Source organism: Methanohalophilus levihalophilus (assembly GCF_017874375.1).
GTDB classification, from domain to species: Archaea; Halobacteriota; Methanosarcinia; order Methanosarcinales; family Methanosarcinaceae; genus Methanohalophilus; species Methanohalophilus levihalophilus.
Map to the genome: position 1 here is coordinate 178,560 of NZ_JAGGLK010000002.1, position 18,785 is coordinate 197,344.

Annotated in this window: 20 protein-coding genes; 11 read left to right on the top strand and 9 right to left on the bottom strand. The window is 44.0% G+C overall.

Annotated elements, in window-relative coordinates; genetic code table 11:
• Positions 1-10: 10 nt before the first annotated feature.
• The 4 genes from J2755_RS04510 to J2755_RS11585 form a co-directional block, all read right to left on the bottom strand.
• The gene (locus J2755_RS04510) at positions 11-1,891 is read right to left on the bottom strand and encodes a methyl-accepting chemotaxis protein (RefSeq protein WP_209680433.1); all 1,881 of its coding nucleotides are present in this window, start codon (positions 1,889-1,891) and stop codon (positions 11-13) included.
• Positions 1,892-2,214: 323 nt separating this feature from the next.
• Complete coding sequence (gene pyrH / locus J2755_RS04515; RefSeq protein WP_209680435.1) at positions 2,215-2,919, bottom strand: UMP kinase; 705 nt, start codon at positions 2,917-2,919, stop codon at positions 2,215-2,217.
• A 119-nt stretch (positions 2,920-3,038) separates the two neighbouring features.
• Positions 3,039-4,070 (bottom strand): aspartate-semialdehyde dehydrogenase, encoded by a 1,032-nt coding sequence (gene asd / locus J2755_RS04520; RefSeq protein WP_209680436.1) that lies wholly within the window; start codon positions 4,068-4,070, stop codon positions 3,039-3,041.
• 50 nt (positions 4,071-4,120) lie between these two features.
• On the bottom strand, positions 4,121-4,297 hold the full coding sequence (locus J2755_RS11585) for a 4Fe-4S binding protein (RefSeq protein ID WP_209680438.1): 177 nt from the start codon (positions 4,295-4,297) through the stop codon (positions 4,121-4,123).
• A gap of 169 nt (positions 4,298-4,466) precedes the next feature.
• Here J2755_RS11585 and J2755_RS04530 point away from each other — a divergent pair, with 169 nt between their 5' ends.
• The 11 genes from J2755_RS04530 to J2755_RS04580 all read left to right on the top strand — a co-directional run bounded on the left by J2755_RS04530 (position 4,467) and on the right by J2755_RS04580 (position 12,946).
• Complete coding sequence (locus J2755_RS04530) at positions 4,467-5,114, top strand: type IV pilin (RefSeq protein WP_209680439.1); 648 nt, start codon at positions 4,467-4,469, stop codon at positions 5,112-5,114.
• A gap of 43 nt (positions 5,115-5,157) precedes the next feature.
• Positions 5,158-7,356: an ATP-dependent DNA helicase gene (locus tag J2755_RS04535; RefSeq protein WP_209680440.1), complete on the top strand. Its 2,199-nt coding sequence runs from the start codon at positions 5,158-5,160 to the stop codon at positions 7,354-7,356.
• Between the two features lie 60 nt (positions 7,357-7,416).
• A complete protein-coding gene (locus J2755_RS04540) occupies positions 7,417-7,815 on the top strand; it encodes a GerW family sporulation protein (protein ID WP_209680441.1) in 399 nt (132 codons plus the stop codon).
• Between the two features lie 9 nt (positions 7,816-7,824).
• Entirely contained in the window at positions 7,825-8,463 is a 639-nt protein-coding gene (locus J2755_RS04545) for a DUF2953 domain-containing protein (RefSeq protein ID WP_209680442.1), read from the top strand.
• Between the two features lie 125 nt (positions 8,464-8,588).
• Positions 8,589-8,744 carry a hypothetical protein gene (locus tag J2755_RS04550; protein WP_209680443.1) on the top strand — a complete coding sequence of 52 codons (156 nt, stop codon included), beginning with the start codon at positions 8,589-8,591 and terminating at the stop codon, positions 8,742-8,744.
• A gap of 59 nt (positions 8,745-8,803) precedes the next feature.
• Positions 8,804-9,763 carry a beta-ribofuranosylaminobenzene 5'-phosphate synthase gene (locus tag J2755_RS04555; RefSeq protein ID WP_209680444.1) on the top strand — a complete coding sequence of 320 codons (960 nt, stop codon included), beginning with the start codon at positions 8,804-8,806 and terminating at the stop codon, positions 9,761-9,763.
• A 9-nt stretch (positions 9,764-9,772) separates the two neighbouring features.
• Entirely contained in the window at positions 9,773-10,732 is a 960-nt protein-coding gene (locus J2755_RS04560; protein ID WP_209680445.1) for an NOP5/NOP56 family protein, read from the top strand.
• Positions 10,729-11,412 (top strand): fibrillarin-like rRNA/tRNA 2'-O-methyltransferase, encoded by a 684-nt coding sequence (locus tag J2755_RS04565; RefSeq protein ID WP_209680448.1) that lies wholly within the window; start codon positions 10,729-10,731, stop codon positions 11,410-11,412. The genes J2755_RS04560 and J2755_RS04565 overlap by 4 nt, the downstream gene beginning before the upstream one ends.
• Before the next feature lie 11 nt (positions 11,413-11,423).
• Positions 11,424-11,672 carry a DUF2769 domain-containing protein gene (locus J2755_RS04570; protein WP_245312703.1) on the top strand — a complete coding sequence of 83 codons (249 nt, stop codon included), beginning with the start codon at positions 11,424-11,426 and terminating at the stop codon, positions 11,670-11,672.
• A complete protein-coding gene (locus J2755_RS04575; RefSeq protein ID WP_209680450.1) occupies positions 11,669-12,070 on the top strand; it encodes a rhodanese-like domain-containing protein in 402 nt (133 codons plus the stop codon). The genes J2755_RS04570 and J2755_RS04575 overlap by 4 nt, the downstream gene beginning before the upstream one ends.
• A 39-nt stretch (positions 12,071-12,109) precedes the next feature.
• Entirely contained in the window at positions 12,110-12,946 is an 837-nt protein-coding gene (locus J2755_RS04580) for a class I SAM-dependent methyltransferase (protein ID WP_209680452.1), read from the top strand.
• A 4-nt stretch (positions 12,947-12,950) separates the two neighbouring features.
• Here the strand turns inward: J2755_RS04580 and J2755_RS11535 are convergent, their stop codons facing one another.
• From J2755_RS11535 to purH, 5 genes are all read right to left on the bottom strand, one after another.
• Positions 12,951-13,877 (bottom strand): endo alpha-1,4 polygalactosaminidase, encoded by a 927-nt coding sequence (locus J2755_RS11535; protein WP_209680454.1) that lies wholly within the window; start codon positions 13,875-13,877, stop codon positions 12,951-12,953.
• A 72-nt stretch (positions 13,878-13,949) separates the two neighbouring features.
• Complete coding sequence (locus tag J2755_RS11440) at positions 13,950-14,081, bottom strand: hypothetical protein (protein WP_280954377.1); 132 nt, start codon at positions 14,079-14,081, stop codon at positions 13,950-13,952.
• Positions 14,082-14,196: 115 nt separating this feature from the next.
• Positions 14,197-16,041 carry a hypothetical protein gene (locus J2755_RS04590; RefSeq protein ID WP_209680456.1) on the bottom strand — a complete coding sequence of 615 codons (1,845 nt, stop codon included), beginning with the start codon at positions 16,039-16,041 and terminating at the stop codon, positions 14,197-14,199.
• A 92-nt stretch (positions 16,042-16,133) separates the two neighbouring features.
• Entirely contained in the window at positions 16,134-16,907 is a 774-nt protein-coding gene (locus J2755_RS04595) for a potassium channel family protein (RefSeq protein WP_209680458.1), read from the bottom strand.
• Between the two features lie 149 nt (positions 16,908-17,056).
• On the bottom strand, positions 17,057-18,673 hold the full coding sequence (gene purH / locus J2755_RS04600; protein ID WP_209681399.1) for a bifunctional phosphoribosylaminoimidazolecarboxamide formyltransferase/IMP cyclohydrolase: 1,617 nt from the start codon (positions 18,671-18,673) through the stop codon (positions 17,057-17,059).
• Positions 18,674-18,785 lie beyond the last annotated feature (112 nt).

Consider the following 18,785-nt stretch of genomic DNA (forward strand, 5'->3'; position numbering starts at 1 on the left):
TTCAGAAAAGTTACTGGTCCCCACTTGAAATCTTGAAGTTCTCCATGAGCATTTTATGTGTTTTCTGTGCCAGATCGTTCACATGTTTCATTGAAGTTGTCACCTGCTGGGCAGCTGCGGTCTGCTCTTCAATTGCTGCAGATGTCTCTTCACTGCTTGCAGCGTTTTCTTCTGCGGTAGATGCGACTTCACCGATATTGTTATCTATGCTCTCAATTCTCTCGAGTCCTTCAACAGATTTCTCGGTAACTTCATCCAGCATGACATTGATCTTGGCAACCATTTCAGCGATTTCTGCTGCTTTACTCAATGCGCCTTCAATATCCTTGCTTCCACCCTTTGCTTCCTGCTTGGCACGGTTGATAGCTTCAGTTACTCTTTCGGTTTCTTTCTGGACGCTTGCAACAATACCTTTGATTTCATCAGTACTCTTCCTTGATTCCTCGGCAAGTTTCCTGACTTCATCTGCAACAACAGCAAACCCACGACCGTGTTCTCCTGCTCTTGCTGCTTCAATTGCTGCATTTAGTGCAAGGAGGTTGGTCTGGTCGGCAATAGACTGGATCTTTTCACTGACAACACCGATGTTGTTTACTGCACCGTCAAGTGAAGACACAATTCCTCCAAGTTGCTCGATTTCATCCACAATTACATCAAGATCTTTCAATGCGTTGTTTCCGAGTTCCTTTGTCACTTCGCTGATCTTCACAGCTTCAGCGGAGAATTCGACTGATTTGGCGGATGAGTTGTTAAGTTCCCTGAAAATCTGCTCAGCAGTTTTCACATCAGCAGCAGAAACGTTTGCGTGCCTTGAAAGGTTCTCTGAGCCTGTAGCAATTTGTTCTGCAGCAGTTGATATCTGCTCCATTCCTGCATTCATCTGGGTAACCGCTTCTTCGGAATGGCGCACTTCTTCGGCTGTTTCATTCATTCCCTCAACAATATCCTTGAGTATACCTCTGAGTCTTTCAGTGAAAGTGTTGAATTCATCAAATGTCTTGCCAAAGTCATCGTCCTTAATTTTCTCAAGGGTGACGTCAATGTAACCTTCGCTTACTCTCCTGATTCCGGCGCCAAGATCGGCAAGGCAGTCATTTGTATAAGCAAGCATGCCTTCAATTTCTTTTTCCTTGGTTTTCAGTTCGGTCAGGTCAATCATGATGTTCAATGCACCGGCAATTTCACCATGTTTGTCCCTGATGGGGACGCAGGAAATAACAGTGTAGAGTTCATGATCTGTAAATGTCAGGTTTATTGTCTTCTCCAGATTCTGGACACTTTCCCCGGTTTCCAAGACAGTATCAACGACTGTTTTGTTGCGGCTTGCCATTAGTTCCGAGGTTGTCTTTCCAATGATAACATTTTGAGGATTACCGGCTATACACAACTCTTCAACATATTCATTGATGTATTGTACTTTTCCGGTTTTGTCTACATAAAGTGCGAGAGCCGGTGCAGGAAGACTTTCTACAATAGATCTCTTTGAGTCTTCTTCAGCTTTAACATACTTGTCAATGTTCAGAAAAACGCCATCGAGGTAGGTGTAATTTCCTTCGCCATCACTGATTAGGTGTCCTTTTTCCTCGATGTAAATGACATTACCATCTGCCCTCTTAATCCGATATTCTACGTTGTAGGGCGTGTTGTTTTTCATAGCCTCATCGATGGCAGCATCAATTTTGGCTACATCTTCCGGAATGACGATATCTGACCAGACCACTTTCTGGGTTAGGAAGTCTTCTTTTGAATATCCGCTAAGTGCAAGCACATTGTGGGTTATATAATAGATAGCCCATGACGCGTTGATATCACAGCGGAAAAGGGTTACCGGAAGTCCTTCTGCAAATTTTTCGAGCTCATTTATATCCATATTTTTGTCGTTTTCTGTCATATTTGTCACCCTTCAGATCATCTGCCGAGTATTTCATTATTATCATCATAATGATATGTCAAACTATTCCTTTGCGATATATAAAGATATCGCCATAATTTTAGACAGTCATGAGAAACTTCACAGAGTTGACACTATGGAAGGGGGTTCGGAGCAATTTTATTTAAAAGACAGTATTAAAATATTATTATTTGCATTTTTCAACGAAAATATATATGTACCATTTTATTGAATGGCGAAAATTCAAGTCAAAAAAGGGAGCTTTCGGAGAAAGCTCCTTCAACTCAAATGAAATAGTAGTAATGGTTTAAAAAAAGCGTGATTTACCGAAGTATGTGTGTACCTATTGGTACACCGTCTACAGGTCCGCTTTTGACATTTTCCTGAAGTACTACATTGGCAATATTCTCGGAATTGCCTCCATCAAGAACAATTGTTTTCATGCCGCAGCGCTGGATTATTTTTGCAGCCAACGGGTCGACCGGAGATTTGGATCCTGCTTTCATTTCCGTGCTCATAACGACACTTATGAGTTCTTCAGGGGTCATTGTGTCGAATTTGGTTGCTGCGGGGTTCTTGTTTGGATCTTCTGAATATACACCATCAACAGCTGTTGCAATCACCAGCAGGTTTGCATTAAGGTATTCTGCAAGAATTGCTGAAACTGCATCTGTTGTCTGGCCGGGAATTACCCCTCCCATAACAACGATCTTCCCGGACGCAAGAGCCAATTCCGCTTCCCTGTACGTACCGGGTGGTTCAGGGTATGCTGAATTTCCAAGAGCAGCAATAAGCAGTTGCGCATTGAGACGGGTAACGTCAATTCCTACAAAATCACATACTGATTCATTTGCACCAAGTTGCCTGGCAGCGTCAATATAGCGGCGAGCTGCGACGCCTCCACCTGTCACGATGACTACTTTGTGTTCCTGTGACAGTTTCTTGAGTACTTCTGCATATTCCCTGAATCTTTCAGGGTCCAGATCCTTTGCAAGTATTGATCCACCTATAGATAGAACTATTAACATCTTATCTCGCCTCCACGATAGTGGAATTTGAATTAATTAGCAAATAAAAAGAAAAGAAAACAGTGGCAGCCGTTTTTCCTGAAAAATTCTGGTATTTTGACGGCTGCATCAAACTCACCTTATAATCGATTCGTCTTGTGTAGCAGTTCGGCATTGAGAACGCTTGCGCCGGCTGCTCCACGAATAGTGTTGTGTCCCATGGCAACGTATCGGATTCCTTCCCTGATCCTGCCTACGGAAACACTCATTCCATTACCTGCATTCCTGTCAAGCCTGGGTTGTGGCCTATCCTCTTCATCCCTTACAATGAGAGGCTTCTCAGGTTCTGTTGGGAGGTCACCAAGTTTTGGATCAAAGTCAAGGAAAGCTTGCCTGACTTCTTCGGGTGTAGGATTATCATCCATGGTTGCCCATATGGCTTCAGTGTGGCCATCCAATACAGGGACACGGTGGCATGAAGCACTTACATCGAAGTCAGCCTTCACAATCTGGCTTCCGTCAAATTCCCCAAGCAATTTCTGGGGTTCAGTTTCCAGTTTGTCTTCTTCGTTTCCGATGTATGGAACGATGTTATCAATAATTCCCATTGAAGAGACGCCATTGTATCCGGCACCTGAAACCGCCTGCATGGTTGCAACTGTCACATTGCTCAAGTCAAATTGCATGAGTGGTTTGAACGTGACTGTCATCATAATGGTAGAGCAGTTGGGGTTTGTAATAATGTATCCATCCCATCCACGATTATCCTGCTGGACTTCAATGAGATCAAGGTGATCTGCGTTTACTTCCGGAATCACGAGCGGTACATCTTCCACCATCCGGTATGCGGATGCGTTACTTGCCACAGCAAAACCGTTTTTGGCAAATGCTTCTTCCACTATCAGTGCAGATGATGCCGGCAAAGCTGAGAATACCACATCAGCATCAACTCTGGAAGGTTCTACAGGAACCACTTCCATGTCTGCAACTTCCTCTGGAAGGGGTACATCGAGTCTCCAGTTTGCAGCATCTTTGTATTGTTTTCCCGCACTTTTTTCGGAAGCTGCAAGGGATGTGATTTCAAACCACGGGTGATCTGCCAAAGCCTGTACAAATCGCTGTCCTACAGCACCAGTGGCACCAAGGATTCCGGCCCTTATGGTCTTGGCCATATAGTTGCCTCAATAAAAAATGAAAGTAAAATAAAAAAGACAGGAATAAATTATTCCTGGGTAATTGCATCTGTTGGGCAAACGTCAACACATGCGCCGCAGTCTGTGCATTCGTTTTCATCAACGACTGCGATGTTGTCATCGTTCATTGAAATTGCTTCGGTGGGACATTCGTCTACACATGTTCCACAGCCAACACATTCATCGTTGTTAATTACAGCTACCATTTGTCTAACACTCCTAATTTTTTGAGATTTAGTAATAATCTGCACTATACCATTAAACAAATGGGATAAAAATCTATCGATTAGCTGGCACAAGGCATTACAAACCATTCAGTACAAATAAATAATTAAAAGCAGAAAAATTTAATACAAAATAGCAAATCATTGTTAGATGATGCGAGCAAAGACCTTGTACGATTCGGATGCTATCTCCCCTGCAATGGGTACTATACTAATGCTTATGCTATCGCTTTTACTCTCTGCCATTGTCCTTGCAGGTGTCTATGGTGAAGGGGCAGGAAGCAAAATTGAAATGGCCTTTACACCAACACCTTTTGCAGTAGTTGAAATTGTGGATGTTGAGGGGGGAATTCCAAATGGTATCAGGTATGATGAGAATTATATTCGATTGACTCATGTGAATGGGGATTCTTTGTCTCTTGATTCTACTTTTATTGTGCTTGAAGGCAAAGGTAGCAGCTATGTGGGGAAAGTTGGAGCAGGAGGAAAGATAGTGATCGGGGATTTAGTGATCAGGTATCATGATCTGACTCCTGAAGGTTCGATCTCAGAATACAAAAATCGTAATCCTGTCATCGGGGATCACCGCTGGTCAACAGGAGAGACTATTATACTGAATGGGGATGACAGTGTAAACGGGACAGATGCCTCTTCAGTGAGTGTGACAATAAACGGTCTGGAAAACACATCCAACAACTATGGCTTCAGGGAAGGTACAACTGTTGTGATGAAGATTTTTGACTCACGTACCCAAAGACTAATTGCCGAGGATTCGGCTGTTGTCAAGCCTGCGGACTAAGTTGTCACAATCATTATGTAGGGTTACCATAGTAGGTAGTGCCATGAGAGGGTCGGACTATCTCAAGTATTTTCCAAAAAGCTCCTGCTATCCCAATCAGGAAGATGCGATGAAGCGCATCCACTCTGCTATTTTCAATCAGGAAGTTATACTTTTTGAGGGTGCCTGTGGTACGGGCAAGACTTTGAGCGCTCTTGCTCCGGCTTTGCAGGCGGGGGAAGTCCTCGATAAAACAGTTTTCATCGCAACTAATGTCCACCAGCAGATGGTGCAGTTCATAGATGAAGCACGGCAGATCAAGCAAATTCACGATATCAAGGTCGTGGTTTTCAAAGGCAAGAAATCAATGTGTCCCCTGCAACTGGGTTATGATGAGTGCGAGGCGAAAAGGGAAAACACATTTGAGCTTATCGATATTGAAAATGATACAAAGCTGAAGAGAGCTGAAATGAAAGCGGCCATGGATAATTACAAAAAATCCAGTGATGCCGTGTATGTGGAATTGCGGGATCAGCTTGACGTCGAATTGAAAAAACTACAGGATCGGGCGCATGCACTCAGGGACAGGTGCTGCAATGAATTATACGAGGTATTGCGTCTGGACAATGAAAAGTTCAATGAATGGCTTTTCGAAACTGTCCGGGACCCGGATGAAGTTAACCAATATGCCTATGAAAATGGGATGTGTGGATATGAGCTACTCAAAAAGGAACTCAAATCTGCAGATCTGGTGATAGGCAATTTCCATCACCTTCTCGACGGGGATATTTTTGCCACAATGCTCAGGTGGCTGGAGAAAGAAGCAGATGACATTATTATAATACTGGACGAGGCACATAATATAGAGAGTGCTGCGAGATCCCATTCTTCCATAACCCTTACAGAACATACTATTGAACGTGCCCTTTCTGAACTGGAAGCAAATTCCATGGATGAGGCTTTCCAGGGACTTGATATTGAAGATATCGATGGGGTTATTTCTATTCTTCTGGATGTACTGAAGGAGACTTACAACTCAAGGTTTCGGTTTGGAGAAAAAGAGCGGGTAGGGGAAAACTGGTATGACATCAGGATCAGCGATCCTTTTGACAGGGGCGACATCGTAAAAGCCCGGTTCCTTAGAAATGCAAAGGAAGCAGGTTACGGGGAAAAAAAAGATATTCAGCGACTTTTGGGAATGGCTTCTGATATCGGGGCTGCTCTTGATGAGAAATATCGTGAACAGTATAAGGAAGGCAAATCAGGAATCCTGAAACGTTCCCACATCTGGCACGTGGCTGAGTTTTTGTCATTTTATATTGAGCATTCCGATGGGCAGGAGCATTATCCGATTCTTAATGTGAGGAGGGACAATCGGAATGAGGTATACGGGCGACTGGAGCTCTTTACATGCATTCCACAAAATGTAACTGCTCCATTATTCAGATCAGTTCATTCGGCTATCCTGATGTCTGCAACCCTGAAACCCTTTGATATGATTAAAACAACCCTTGGCATTGAAAGGGATACATGTGAGCTGTCTTATGGTCTCACTTTCCCGCCGGAGCGTCGCCTTACAATTGCTGCAGCGGTTCAGCCTCAGTTTGCCAGAAGTCGGGACGAACCCGGAAATCTTGAAGATGTTTTTGGAGTAATGAAGGATTCAATTGAGAATTCTCCGGGAAATGTGGTGGTTTTCTTCCAGAGCTCTTTTGAAGCTCGCAGGTATTGCAAACTGCTTGAGGAAGCGCTTGATATTCCCATATTCCTCGATGAAGTAGGGGTTTCCGCACAGGAAGTACGTCAGGAGTTTTTCAGGGTCGGGGAACAGGGAGGAAAAGCTGTCCTTCTCACATATCTCTGGGGTACACTCAGCGAAGGGGTGGATTTCAGGGATAGCAGATGCAGAGTTGCAATTATCCTGGGTGTGGGATATCCTGCACTAACTGACAGGATGCATGCCGTGGAATCAGCTTACGATCATGAATTTGGTTTTGGAATGGGTTGGGAGTATGCAGTTCAGATCCCGACAATCCGGAAAATCCGGCAGGCTATGGGGAGAGTTGTAAGGTCTCCTACGGATTATGGTGTAAGGGTTCTGCTTGACGGCAGGTTCCTCACAGATTCGCAACGTCGCTGGCCCAAATATTCTGTTTTTGGTTTTTTCCCGGAAGAAGAAAAACCGGAATTTGTAGACGTTGAACCTGCAAAGGTGAAATACTCATTACTCAACTTTTTCCAGGATATTGAGGATTTGCAATAACAACTCTTTTTAGGTTGTAAGACAGATATCTTCTATCCCAAAAAGGGGAGGTATTCGAAAATGGGGCTCGAAAATTTAATGAAGGAAGTCTCTACTGAGCTTGAGAAACTGGTGAGTACGAAAACCGTTGTTGGAGATCCGATTGAGGCGGCAGGAGCAACTATCATCCCTGTGAGCCGTGTTAGTTTCGGTTTCGGAAGTGGCGGTGGAGAAGGTAAAAAAGGCGCAACCGAGGAAGGATTTGGCGGGGGTGGCGGTGCAGGTGCAAGGATTGAGCCTGTAGCGTTTATCGTGATTTCCGAAGGAGATGTTAAGCTTCTTACGATGTCCGGTGGAAGCAATGTAGATAAATTCCTCGAAGCTATGCCAGATGTACTCTCAAAGATGAAATCCCTCAAGAAAACTCTCAAGAAGGAAGGGGACGAAGAATCCCCGGAGACTGAAGAAAGCAAAGAGTGAGCATCCTTTATGGATTGGATTCTTTACCTGCTACTTGCTCTGATAGTCTTACCTCTATTGCTTCTTTTCTTTCCGGTCAAGATCCACCTGAAAGCGAGGGTTGGCACAGAGGCACTTGAGCATAGCATCAGAATCAACTGGCTCGGCATAACGGTAAATCCGGAGAGATTCAGCCGTTCGGATAAGGGTAAGAAAAAGGAAAAGAAAGAATCTGAACCAAAGAAGGCTGAATCAAAAAAGAATAAGAAGAAAGAAGAAACCACGAAAAAGAAGGGAAAGGGCAAATCCTCTTTTTCGATAAAACAGATTCCTATTTTCCTAAATCCTGTCAGGCAGCTGCTTTTCGATCTCTGGAAAGCAGTTGATTTCCCTTTAATGAAAATTAATGCAGCTTTTGGATTTGATGACCCTGCGAACACAGGGATGGCCTGCGGTTTCATGTACGGAGCTGCCGGGGTTGTCAATCATCACATTCCCTCATTTAAGTATAATGTGTCACCGGTATTCGACGATAGAAAGCTTGATTTTTCAGTATCTTCCACAATCAGGATAAAACTTTACAGGATTGTTTTCGCGGCTCTTCACGTATTATATAGTAAAGATGGTCGTCGTGCTATCTGGGCGGCATGGAAGATGCGCAGTAATTGAAAGTTTTTACCGAATATTTTTGTCCAATGGCTAAAGAATTGGCACATGGCATTGGAAATGGCTACCTGGGAAAGTAGATATATCTTTTTTGACTACTTATGTTTGGGTATTTTGGGGAACTAGACATGAATGAAAATGCTATGATTATAGTCCTTACTTTCGCAGCAGTAGCAATCCTTACATTTTTTGTAGGGCCCAGTTTTAGCTTTCATATATTCGAGATATTGATTCTTGATCTTCTTTTGATTTCGGCGGGGATTATTACTAAATTGCTAACCTGATTTCTTTTTGGGATTTCCAAACACTAATATATACTAGCATGAGATAGTTGCTAGTTACCATGCTGGATATTATCTCGCCTTCAAGGCTGCACCTTTCTCTTATTGATCTGAATGCGTCGCTGGGGCGCATAGACGGTGGCATGGGAATCTGTCTTGAAGATCCTCACACTCACATACGTGCTGAGATTGCAGAAAAAGTGGAAATTACAGGCTCATCTCTCCTTGCAGAAAGAATGAAGTCAGCCGCATCTTCAGTACTTCCCGAAGGAAAGGGAATTCATATTCATGTGGAAGAAGATGTTCCCGCTCACGTGGGTTTGGGTTCAGGAACACAGGCCTCCCTTTGTGCTGCAGCGGCTGTAAATGAACTTTATGACCTTGGCATGTCCGTCAGGGAACTAGGTATTGCAGTGGGCAGAGGTGGAACATCCGGCATCGGTGTTGCAGGTTTTGAAACAGGCGGTTTTATTGTGGATGGAGGTCACCGTTTTTCCCAAAAAGGATCATTTTCTCCTTCCTCGGCAAGTCAGGCTCCGCCTGCACCAATTATTTTCAGGGAAGATTTCCCGGACTGGCACATTGTTCTCGCATTACCCGATACACAGGGAGCACATGATTCAACAGAAGTCGACATTTTCAAGGAAAAATGTCCAATTCCTCTGCGTGAAGTACAGGAAGTATCACATGTTGTCTTGATGCAGATGATGCCTGCAATAATAGAGCAGGATATCGAGAATTTTGGGGAATCGATTGATCATATCCAGACTGTGGGCTTCAAGAAGGAAGAGGTAAGCCTGCAATCACTGGAAGTAAAATCACTTATCACATTTATGCGAAATGCAGGTACCTTTGGTGCTGGAATGAGTTCCTTCGGGCCTGCAATCTACGGTTTTGTCGAGTCTGAAAACGAAGGGCGACAAATCCAGGGATCGGTGCAGGAATACCTTGACGAAACAATTGGTGGCACTGTCATGCTCACAACTGCCAACAATTGCGGGGCAACCATTCAGGAGGAATAAAGTCTGAAATTGGATAACTGGTTTGGAGAAGTGGAAATTTCCGATGACGGAGATATAGAAAAATGCAATCTTTCAGGCAGGGATCCAAAAGAACTTGCTGAAAGAATCCGCCAGATCCAGAAAAAAGCAAATGCTTTTCCTGCTGGTGTTGAGTTGAGGGAGCTTGCCCGGAAATGTGATTTTGCCGCAGATGATTCCGAATACCTTTCAATTTTACAGCAGGCCTGTGTGGAAGCAGCACGTGAATCCATAAAAGAATCCTACACTCCGGACTTGCCGATTATCCACGCTGTTGGGGCAATTGATGACGTTGACGAGGCAGTAAACCTGCTTGCAGAGCGCCTTTCGGTCTGGTACGGGGATCACTTTCCGGAACTCGATCTAAAAACATTCGATCTTGCATCCTTTGTTGAAACAAGGGGATTAAGGGATGATGTTTCGCCGGATGATGCTTTTTATGAGCTTACTAAGAATTCAATGGGTTGCCCAATGAATGAAAAGGATGGCCTGATCCTGAAAGGTTTTGCAGGTGATATTTCATCTTTATACGAGCGTCGCTCTGCCCTTGAGCAATACATCAGGGACAACATGGAAGAAGTTGCTCCAAATCTTTGCTATCTGGCAGGTCCTCTGCTCGGAGCACGGCTCATGAGCATGGCAGGAAGTCTCAAAAAGCTGGCTTCAATGCCTTCAAGCACTGTTCAGGTAATTGGTGCAAACAACGCCTTGTTCAAGCACCTTCGCTCAAAAGCACCATCTCCAAAACATGGTATTATTTTCAATCACCCGCTGGTAAAAAGTTCATCCCCAAGAAACCGGGGTAAAATTTCCCGTGCGCTGGCCGCAAAAATAAGCCTCGCCGCCAGAACGGATGCGTTTTCAGGAGAATTCCATCCGTCTATTAAAGACGAGCTGGATAAAAAAGTGGCTTCAATTGAATCCCGCCAGAAAAAGGAGGCACATAAATGAGAGTGCAGGAAATTTCGAGTGGTATCTACGAAACACAGGGTGGCAGGAAGAAGCAGATAGCCACGCGAAACCTTGTTCCGGGAAATACCGTGTATGGTGAGAGAACACTCGAAGATGATTCTGTTGAATACCGTATCTGGAACCCGCGTCGCAGTAAGCTTGGTGCAATGGCAGTCAGGAAATTCCAGATGCCCTTTTCAAAGGACAGCAGGGTTCTATATCTCGGTGCGGCTTCAGGTACCACGGTGAGCCATGTGTCAGATATGGTTCCAGAAGGCGTTGTTTATGCAGTTGAGTTTGCGCCTTCCACCATGAGACAACTTCTTCGGCTCTGCGATGCACGGAAAAATATTGTTCCTTTGCTTGCGGATGCCACAAGACCGGTATCCTATGCACATGTCGTGGAACCTGTGGATGTTATTTTTCAGGATGTTGCACAGGCCAACCAGGCGGAAATTGCTGTTGAGAATGCGAAGCAATTCCTCAAAAAGGATGGCTACCTCCTTCTTTCAATCAAGGCACGAAGCGTTGATTCTACCGTGGCTCCCGAGAAGATTTTCAAGGAGCAACTGAAAATCCTCTCTGCTGCACAGGGCATCAAATTGAAGATCGTGAAGAAGCAAAATCTTTCACCTTTCCATATTGATCATATGGGTGTTGTCGCCCAGAGAATAGATTGAGGAGGATTTGTTTGGAAGCTAATTCTGATCTGAAAAAGGGTATGGGGAAGTATTTCGGTGTTTGTCCCTCGTACCACCATTCAAAGGGATGCAGGTGTTCCAACTGCCCTTCATATCCGGGCGATGACAGGTATATGTATTGCGCAAGAGGTGTGGCTGAAAGCCCGGCAGAAGACAAGGGTTGCCTGTGCAGAGATTGTTATGTTTATCACCAGTTTGCCCTTGAGGGCGATAAATTTTGTATGAGGAATCCGGAATGAAAAAATTAATTGCAATTCTTTTACTTTTCACACTAGTTTCAGGTTGTACAGAGCCACAGTCAACTATAACAGCTCCAGCTACAGAGTGCGGAATCTATGATATCAACGTCCATGAAGCCAAGGCTCTTGTAGATACTGGCGAGATGTTCATTATTGACGTAAGGACAGTTCAGGAGTACGAAGCAGGCCACCTCATAAATTCAACCCTGATTCCGGTATCCGAAATCTCCGAAAGGCTGGATGAAATTCCCAAAGATGAGCCTTTATTGGTTTATTGCAGATCTGGCAGGCGCAGCACCACTGCCGCAGGCATTCTTGAGGAAAACGGGTTCTGTGTAATCTACGATGTCGACGGCGGGTTCAACGATTGGGTGGCTGCCGGTTATCCATACGAGTAAGGGCAACAGCTTTTTTACCCGTCAGGTTTACTTTTCCCCATGACTGGCGTGAATATTGATTGGGGAGAGGTCTGGAAAGACCAGATGATGCAACACGAGGATGCCAATGCCCTGGGGGAGGCGGAGGATATCTGGGGCACCTACGAGAATGCGAAGAAGTTTTGGGAATCCTCAAGAAAAGATAAAAAACGCATCGAGAAGTCTTTCAGCGAAATCGATTTTAATGAGAATTCAAGGGTTCTGGATATCGGTGCAGGTCCTGGTTCCCTCGCACTTCCTCTGGCTGAACATGTTGCCCATGTGACAGCAGTTGAGCCTTCTGATGGTATGACGCAGGTACTGGAAGAAAATATCGTGGAAAGTGGCCTTTCTAACATTACTCACATCAAGAAGGCATGGGAGGATATCGATGTTAAGGAACTTCCCGGTCCCTATGACGTAATAATCGCTTCCTATTCACTGCATGTTCCTGATATGAAGCAGGCAATTGAGAAGATTCAGGCTGTGAGTAACGGAAATGCTTACATTTACTGGTTTGCCGGAGATACTGCATGGGATGAAGATTATCGTAAAATCTGGCCGGCTCTGCACAACAGGGAATACCATCCATTCCCGAAAAGCAATATCATCTACAATATCCTTTACGATATGGGGATTTATCCAAATATCGAGACTTTTGAATTAACTCACACAACACGCTATTCATCACTTGATGAAGCGGTTAAACACTACCATTCCCATTACAGGATTTCCACTCCCGAGCAGGAGGATATCCTGAGGGAGCACCTTGAATCAATTCTCAGAAAAGATGGTGATGATGTGGTAATGGAAGCTCCGACAAGGCGGGTGAGGATGTGGTGGAGTAATTCCGCCTGATTTTTTAGTCGTTTTCCTCGAAATATTCAAAGGCATCAATTATGTCCAGATAAACACCATCATATCCCGCATCGAGAATAAGCTGAAGATAGGCTTCATCAATGCCGTATATGATCTCCTGCCATCCTCTTTCCCAGTAGCGGACTTTGTAATTGCCTTCCCAGTAGGGATTTTCTTCCTCAATCCATGATGGCTCATTGTTGTTCCAGCTATCCTGCCAATAATACCTGTAATCCTCGGCTTCCCCGATGCTCATGTAGGCGATAACGAGGCGCTGCCCACCATTGCTCTTTGTTTTCAGGGATGCTACTTCTTTGGCTGTGATCAGTGATTCATCATAGAATGCATCCAGAATTATGACGTCGTAATTCGTTTCACGGATTGAATCAAGGAAATCCTCTCTGTCTGAATACTCGTCGGGATTGATCAGGTAGAGGAAATTTTGTGCATCGTTTAGTGATACAATATCGAGGTCATTGGAACTGTAAGGTTTTCCGGGGTAGTCAGGAATGTTGTCCAGTTCCCTGTGGTCGGCGGTAAATGATATGTAGCCGTTGTCGTGGTTTTCGGAATATGATTTATCCATGTCGTTGTGATTGGAGCAGTAATCGGTTACCAGTACGGCAACTTCGTTGTCCAACGCCACATCGAGAAATCCTATCATGTACTCATTTTCATCCCGTGGGGTGGGTTCGTTGTCATCTTCATAACCGTAAAACAGGTCTTCCCTGCCGACCCCGTCAATCGCATCAATGTATGTTTCTGCCGGATTTCCATCAGCTTCCCCGTTTTCTGTCAGCAATTCCTGTCCGTTCTGGGGGATTATCATGAAATCGGGATCCTGCGCTCTTGAGCAGGCAGCGATATTGATGACAAAGATTCGCATTTCCTGCCGGTAGTCGATTCCGGATGTGAAGTCTCTGTCCTCCACAATGCATGCTTTTGTTTGATCGATTACGGCTTCAGACTCGTTGGTTTCCGGTTGTTGAGCCGAAGTAATCGACTAATTAGTTTCTGCAATGCTCGAGTTGTATTCCGATGCAATTTCCGATGAATTATTTGTGGTTTCACCGTCAAGGCATCCGGATATCATTATTGCAGCCAGGATGAAGAGGATTACAAAAGTAAGTCTCATGCAGGTATTAATTCTGCCGCCGATGGCAGATAATTGTTTTGTAAAATTCACTAAAAAGAAAAAAGGTAAGTGGCTTGAAAAAGCAAATACCACTTGTCCATTTAAACATACGGCTTTACGTCCTTCTGAACAGCATAATTGCAAAGATCACAAAGACAGTTGTAAAGAGCTCAAAACCCGAAATTTCCCCTTTTTTTGCTGCAGTGCCTGGAGTAGATATTTCCGGAACCTCCAGTACTTCAAGAGTAGGAATCACTTCAGATTTGTCCGGTAATATCATTGGTGCCGTTGGATCCTCTGAACTGAGTTCAACTTCTGTGGCCTCTCCTTTCTCGATAGGATGTTCACCATAAAGTTGCACCTGTTCCGTATTGCTGTTTACTACAACGAAATCGAAATCACCATCATCAAATGCTGTGATGTCAACATCATATTCATCCGTTGCCGGGAGGGTGAAATACCACAAGTATCCTCCTTCTTCATCAGCCATCCTTAAAAGGTAACCACCCGGGATATCAGAGACAATTTCATCATCGTCAACAGCACCCATCTGGCGGCCACTGCTGTCAGTGATCAGAATGTTCACCGGGCATTGACCAAAGCCTATTAATGCACTTGTCCTCAGAATAAGCTCTTCGGTTGCAGGCCATAGAGCATACTTGTAATCATTAGGATCTTTGGTAGTGTTATAATCATTCCTATAGGTAGGAGATGTATCACCTGCAATCGGTGAAAAAACATCTTCCCATACATTGATATCCATCACTTCAGGTTTTTGGTTATACCAAGGGTCAAAGACTATTCCGGTCTTTTTCCAGTCAGTTCCTTTAGGATACACGACGACAGCATGATGGCCAGCATATGAGCCTTCTATGGGACCAAAGTCATATCCGTTCAATAGATGACATTCTTCTGGAGTAGACTGCATGATACTCAGGAATTCTAAGACATAAGACTGATAGGCTCCACAGGTAAATTCCCCATATTCTGTATAGTTCATGGCTGCATACAAATTGTTTGCATAACCCGGATTCATACTGCTATAAGGAAATGATATTTTTCCAGCTTTCAGATCCCTATGGTAAGGACCTTCAGCAATACGAAGCTTGTAAAGTCGGATAATTTCCTGAAGATCTCCTTCATCGTCACAGGGGCATTTCACATCTACTTCAGCTTTAGCTACTATATCATCATCCATTCTGGCGTAAACAGTACAACTGCCTATTTCCTGAGAAGTGAAAGTACCTCCATTTGAGTTGAAAACGCCAGCATTATCAATTGTCCCTATAACTATGCCATCTGATATGAAATTACTAATTGATTTGGATTGGGTAACACCCCATTCAACATCCCGGTTACTTACATCTGAATAGATACCATTCCTCTCTTTTTTCAGAGTGAAATCGATTGTTTCGCCGTATTTTATCTCTTCATATGCCGGAACAATAAAAAAATCATCTTCATTATCTTCTACAGCTACTAGAACAAATTTGAGGCCTGCAGAACCCTTTGGCGCTTGACTTGAGACTGCTATATTATAACGTGCACTTTCTCCACAAAATCGAATCTGGGGACAGTCTGAACTTGCATAAAACAATGCGAATTCATTAGTTGAATTGGAACGGTCTTTTATTGGATAGCCTCGTTGGATGAGCCTCCATTCTTTGACATCCGCTCCTTCAACTTCAATTATAACCTCTACGCCGTCCTCGTTTTCGGGTCCCTGATTCACGGAAAATTTGATATGTTCGCCCCAATCTTCGACATGAAATGCCGGGTCACATTCTACTATATCCTCATTAGGGAAAGTGAACTTGAAAGTATATTTCCCTTCAGGATCCTGGAAATCATACGTTGTAGCTGCCGCTGCCACAAAGGTAATCGAGGAAAGAAGAGCTATAGAAAGAAAAAGAATTATCAATACTCTGTATGTTTTCAAATCTGTATAGTTAAAAGTCATAGCCACCATAATTTAGAGCTATGCATTATTACTTATAAGTATCTAAAAAAAAATATAGTGTTCCGATGGGGATTCAAACCTCAGTAAGTGTATTATTTTTCAGATAACTTGTTATCAATTTCTTCTATCTTTTCTGACAATACATCCATTTTGAGAAGCAAGGCTTTGATATCGCTCTCTGTAGCATATTTCTCGTTTTCATTGTCTGATTCAACGAAGTAAGCGGCTATGTTTGCAGTTAGAACGGAAACGAATCCAATTCCTATTAACATGACAAAGAAAGCAAGTATTCTCCCCTCGACACTTTCTGGATAGAGGTCTCCATAGCCTACAGTTGTTACAGTGGTTAAAGCCCACCAAATGCCTTCATAGGGTTTCATTTGTTCAAGATGGCTAAAAACAACTCCTGCTGTTACAATTAAGAAGACTGAGACGCTTGTTACATAATGAAGTGAGTTTTTCTGGAAAATATCGGAGATTGGTTTTAGTCCTCTGTGAAAAGCAATCAAGACTCTGAATCCTCTAGCAACCCGAAGAGTGCGCAATGCTCGGAGTGATCTAAGTGCAGCAAAGCTCTCCGGTACAATAATTGGAGGGGTGAGAATCAGTATCAAAACCATAAACCAATTGTTTCGAGTATAGGTGGATTTGTTGGTGTGAAGTGTAATCAAGATGAGGTATTCTGCAAGAAATATAAACCAGATTATGTCGTCGATAAGTTGTGCTGTAGCCATCAAATCTGGATTTGTCTCAATTATGCCAAGCTCAATTGTAACAATTGGCAAAACAAGGATGGCTAAGAATATCATTGGTATTTCCAAAGTATTCTCAATTTTCTGTGCTAGCTTATCGTTTGATATAGGCATGAAAATCCACTTCATTCAATTAATTAGAAGAAAGTGGAGAAAAGATGAAATACCTTTTGATTGTGTGGATGTGATTTCTTGAATTTCACAACTCAAAAACACATTTTTTACGAAAATCAAAGTACAAAAAAGAAAAAAGTGAAGGCATCTCAGTGAAGGAAATGCCTCATTCCGGTAAACACAAGTGAAACACCAAGCCTGTTGGCAGTGGCAATCACTTCCGCGTCGCGGATTGATCCGCCCGGAGATACGATGTACTTGATATTGTGCTCGTTGGCATGGATGATGCTGTCATCGAATGGGAAGAACGCATCGGATGCCATGACACATTCGGACATGATTTTGTTGCAGTATTCCTCAAAGTCCACGTCGGGCTGTTCCCTCTCGTAGATTAGTTTGAGGTTCTCGCGGGCTTTGGTTGCGGAAAGCTTGCGGATGGAATCCACGCGGTTAGGCTGTCCTGCACCCATTGCCAGCATAATGTAGCATCCGTCATCGTATTCGTATGCAAGGTTTACCGCATTGGATTTGGTGCTCTTGCAGGCTGCAATGCAGAATTCTGCAAGTTTCCTTTTTTCTTCAGGGAATGCTGCATCGGTGACACAATCCCATTTCTCGTAAAGGCCGATGTTGCGCGACTGCTTCAGCATGCCTCCGATGACGTACTTGTAAGTGCAATCCACGTCAAAGGGCTCGTTGAGCTGTGGAAGTTCCAGTAACCTGAGATCCTTGCTCTTGTTTTTGAGATATTCCAGTGCATCGTGCTCAAAGCCCGGTGCAAGAATGATTTCCACAAATTTGCCCTTAAGGTACTCGGCAGCCTTCAGGTCAAAGACCGTATTGGTACAGATAATGCTTCCGAATGCAGAAATTGGGTCGCCGTCCCATGCCGCCTGTAATGCCTGCTCCAGGGTTTTGCCTGTGGCCAGTCCGCAGGGGTTGTTGTGCTTTACAATAACAACAGCCGGGTTGCCGTTGCCGATTTCCTTCACGGTCTGGAGGGCATTGTCGGCGTCGATGTAATTATTATAGGAAAGTTCCTTGCCGTGCAGTTGGCGACAGTTGGCAAGTGAGGGTCCGGTTACTTTGGTATCTCTGTAGAACATTGCTTCTTGGTGCCAGTTCTCACCATACCTTAATTTTGTACCCTCGGTGAAATTCATGCGAAGCGCTTCCTCGCCCAGCAGCGTGCTGCTCAGGTAGGTGTCGATTGTGCTGTCGTAATTTGCAGTGTGCCTGAATGCCTTGACTGCAAGTTTCTCCCTTGTTTCGATGGAAGTAACACCTGTGGAGCGGAGCTCCTTGAGGATGTGTCCGTAATCGTCTGGATCGGAAACAACGGTTACTGCACTGTAATTCTTGGCAGCAGCCCTGAGGAGGGTAGGTCCGCCAATATCGATATTCTCAATGGCTTCCTCGAGATTTACTTCGTCCTTTGATATGGTAATCTCAAACGGATAGAGATTTACTACTACCATATCGATAAGTCCAATGGAAAGCCTCTCAGCATCTTCCACATGATCCGGGTTTTCTCTCATGCACAGCAGTCCGCCGTGGATGTGTGGATGAAGTGTTTTAACCCGGCCTCCCATCATTTCGGGGAATCCGGTGACCTCTGATACGTCAGTTGTTTCTATGCCTTCGTCACGGAGGATTCTTGCTGTGCCTCCGGTGGATATAATCTCTATGTCAAGTTGCTTGAGCCCGCGCGCAAATTCGACAATTCCAGTTTTGTCGGAAACGCTCAGCAATGCCCTTTTTACCAAAAAATCACCAAGTCCCATTGTTAGAAGTAGGGTATAAATGTTCTGGTATGAGTTTATCTCCAGATCATACATTGCCTATTTATTAGATGTAGTGATAAATTTATTATGTAAA

What these genes read in the sequence shown, in the direction of transcription:
- J2755_RS04510 (WP_209680433.1), bottom strand. Translation starts at nt 1,891, where the DNA reads ATGACAGAAAACGACAAAAATATGGATATAAATGAGCTCGAAAAATTT.
- pyrH (WP_209680435.1), bottom strand. Translation starts at nt 2,919, where the DNA reads ATGTTAATAGTTCTATCTATAGGTGGATCAATACTTGCAAAGGATCTG.
- asd (WP_209680436.1), bottom strand. Translation starts at nt 4,070, where the DNA reads ATGGCCAAGACCATAAGGGCCGGAATCCTTGGTGCCACTGGTGCTGTA.
- J2755_RS11585 (WP_209680438.1), bottom strand. Translation starts at nt 4,297, where the DNA reads ATGGTAGCTGTAATTAACAACGATGAATGTGTTGGCTGTGGAACATGT.
- J2755_RS04530 (WP_209680439.1), top strand. Translation starts at nt 4,467, where the DNA reads ATGATGCGAGCAAAGACCTTGTACGATTCGGATGCTATCTCCCCTGCA.
- J2755_RS04535 (WP_209680440.1), top strand. Translation starts at nt 5,158, where the DNA reads ATGAGAGGGTCGGACTATCTCAAGTATTTTCCAAAAAGCTCCTGCTAT.
- J2755_RS04540 (WP_209680441.1), top strand. Translation starts at nt 7,417, where the DNA reads ATGGGGCTCGAAAATTTAATGAAGGAAGTCTCTACTGAGCTTGAGAAA.
- J2755_RS04545 (WP_209680442.1), top strand. Translation starts at nt 7,825, where the DNA reads ATGGATTGGATTCTTTACCTGCTACTTGCTCTGATAGTCTTACCTCTA.
- J2755_RS04550 (WP_209680443.1), top strand. Translation starts at nt 8,589, where the DNA reads ATGAATGAAAATGCTATGATTATAGTCCTTACTTTCGCAGCAGTAGCA.
- J2755_RS04555 (WP_209680444.1), top strand. Translation starts at nt 8,804, where the DNA reads ATGCTGGATATTATCTCGCCTTCAAGGCTGCACCTTTCTCTTATTGAT.
- J2755_RS04565 (WP_209680448.1), top strand. Translation starts at nt 10,729, where the DNA reads ATGAGAGTGCAGGAAATTTCGAGTGGTATCTACGAAACACAGGGTGGC.
- J2755_RS04575 (WP_209680450.1), top strand. Translation starts at nt 11,669, where the DNA reads ATGAAAAAATTAATTGCAATTCTTTTACTTTTCACACTAGTTTCAGGT.
- J2755_RS04580 (WP_209680452.1), top strand. Translation starts at nt 12,110, where the DNA reads ATGACTGGCGTGAATATTGATTGGGGAGAGGTCTGGAAAGACCAGATG.
- J2755_RS11440 (WP_280954377.1), bottom strand. Translation starts at nt 14,081, where the DNA reads ATGAGACTTACTTTTGTAATCCTCTTCATCCTGGCTGCAATAATGATA.
- J2755_RS04590 (WP_209680456.1), bottom strand. Translation starts at nt 16,041, where the DNA reads ATGACTTTTAACTATACAGATTTGAAAACATACAGAGTATTGATAATT.
- J2755_RS04595 (WP_209680458.1), bottom strand. Translation starts at nt 16,907, where the DNA reads ATGCCTATATCAAACGATAAGCTAGCACAGAAAATTGAGAATACTTTG.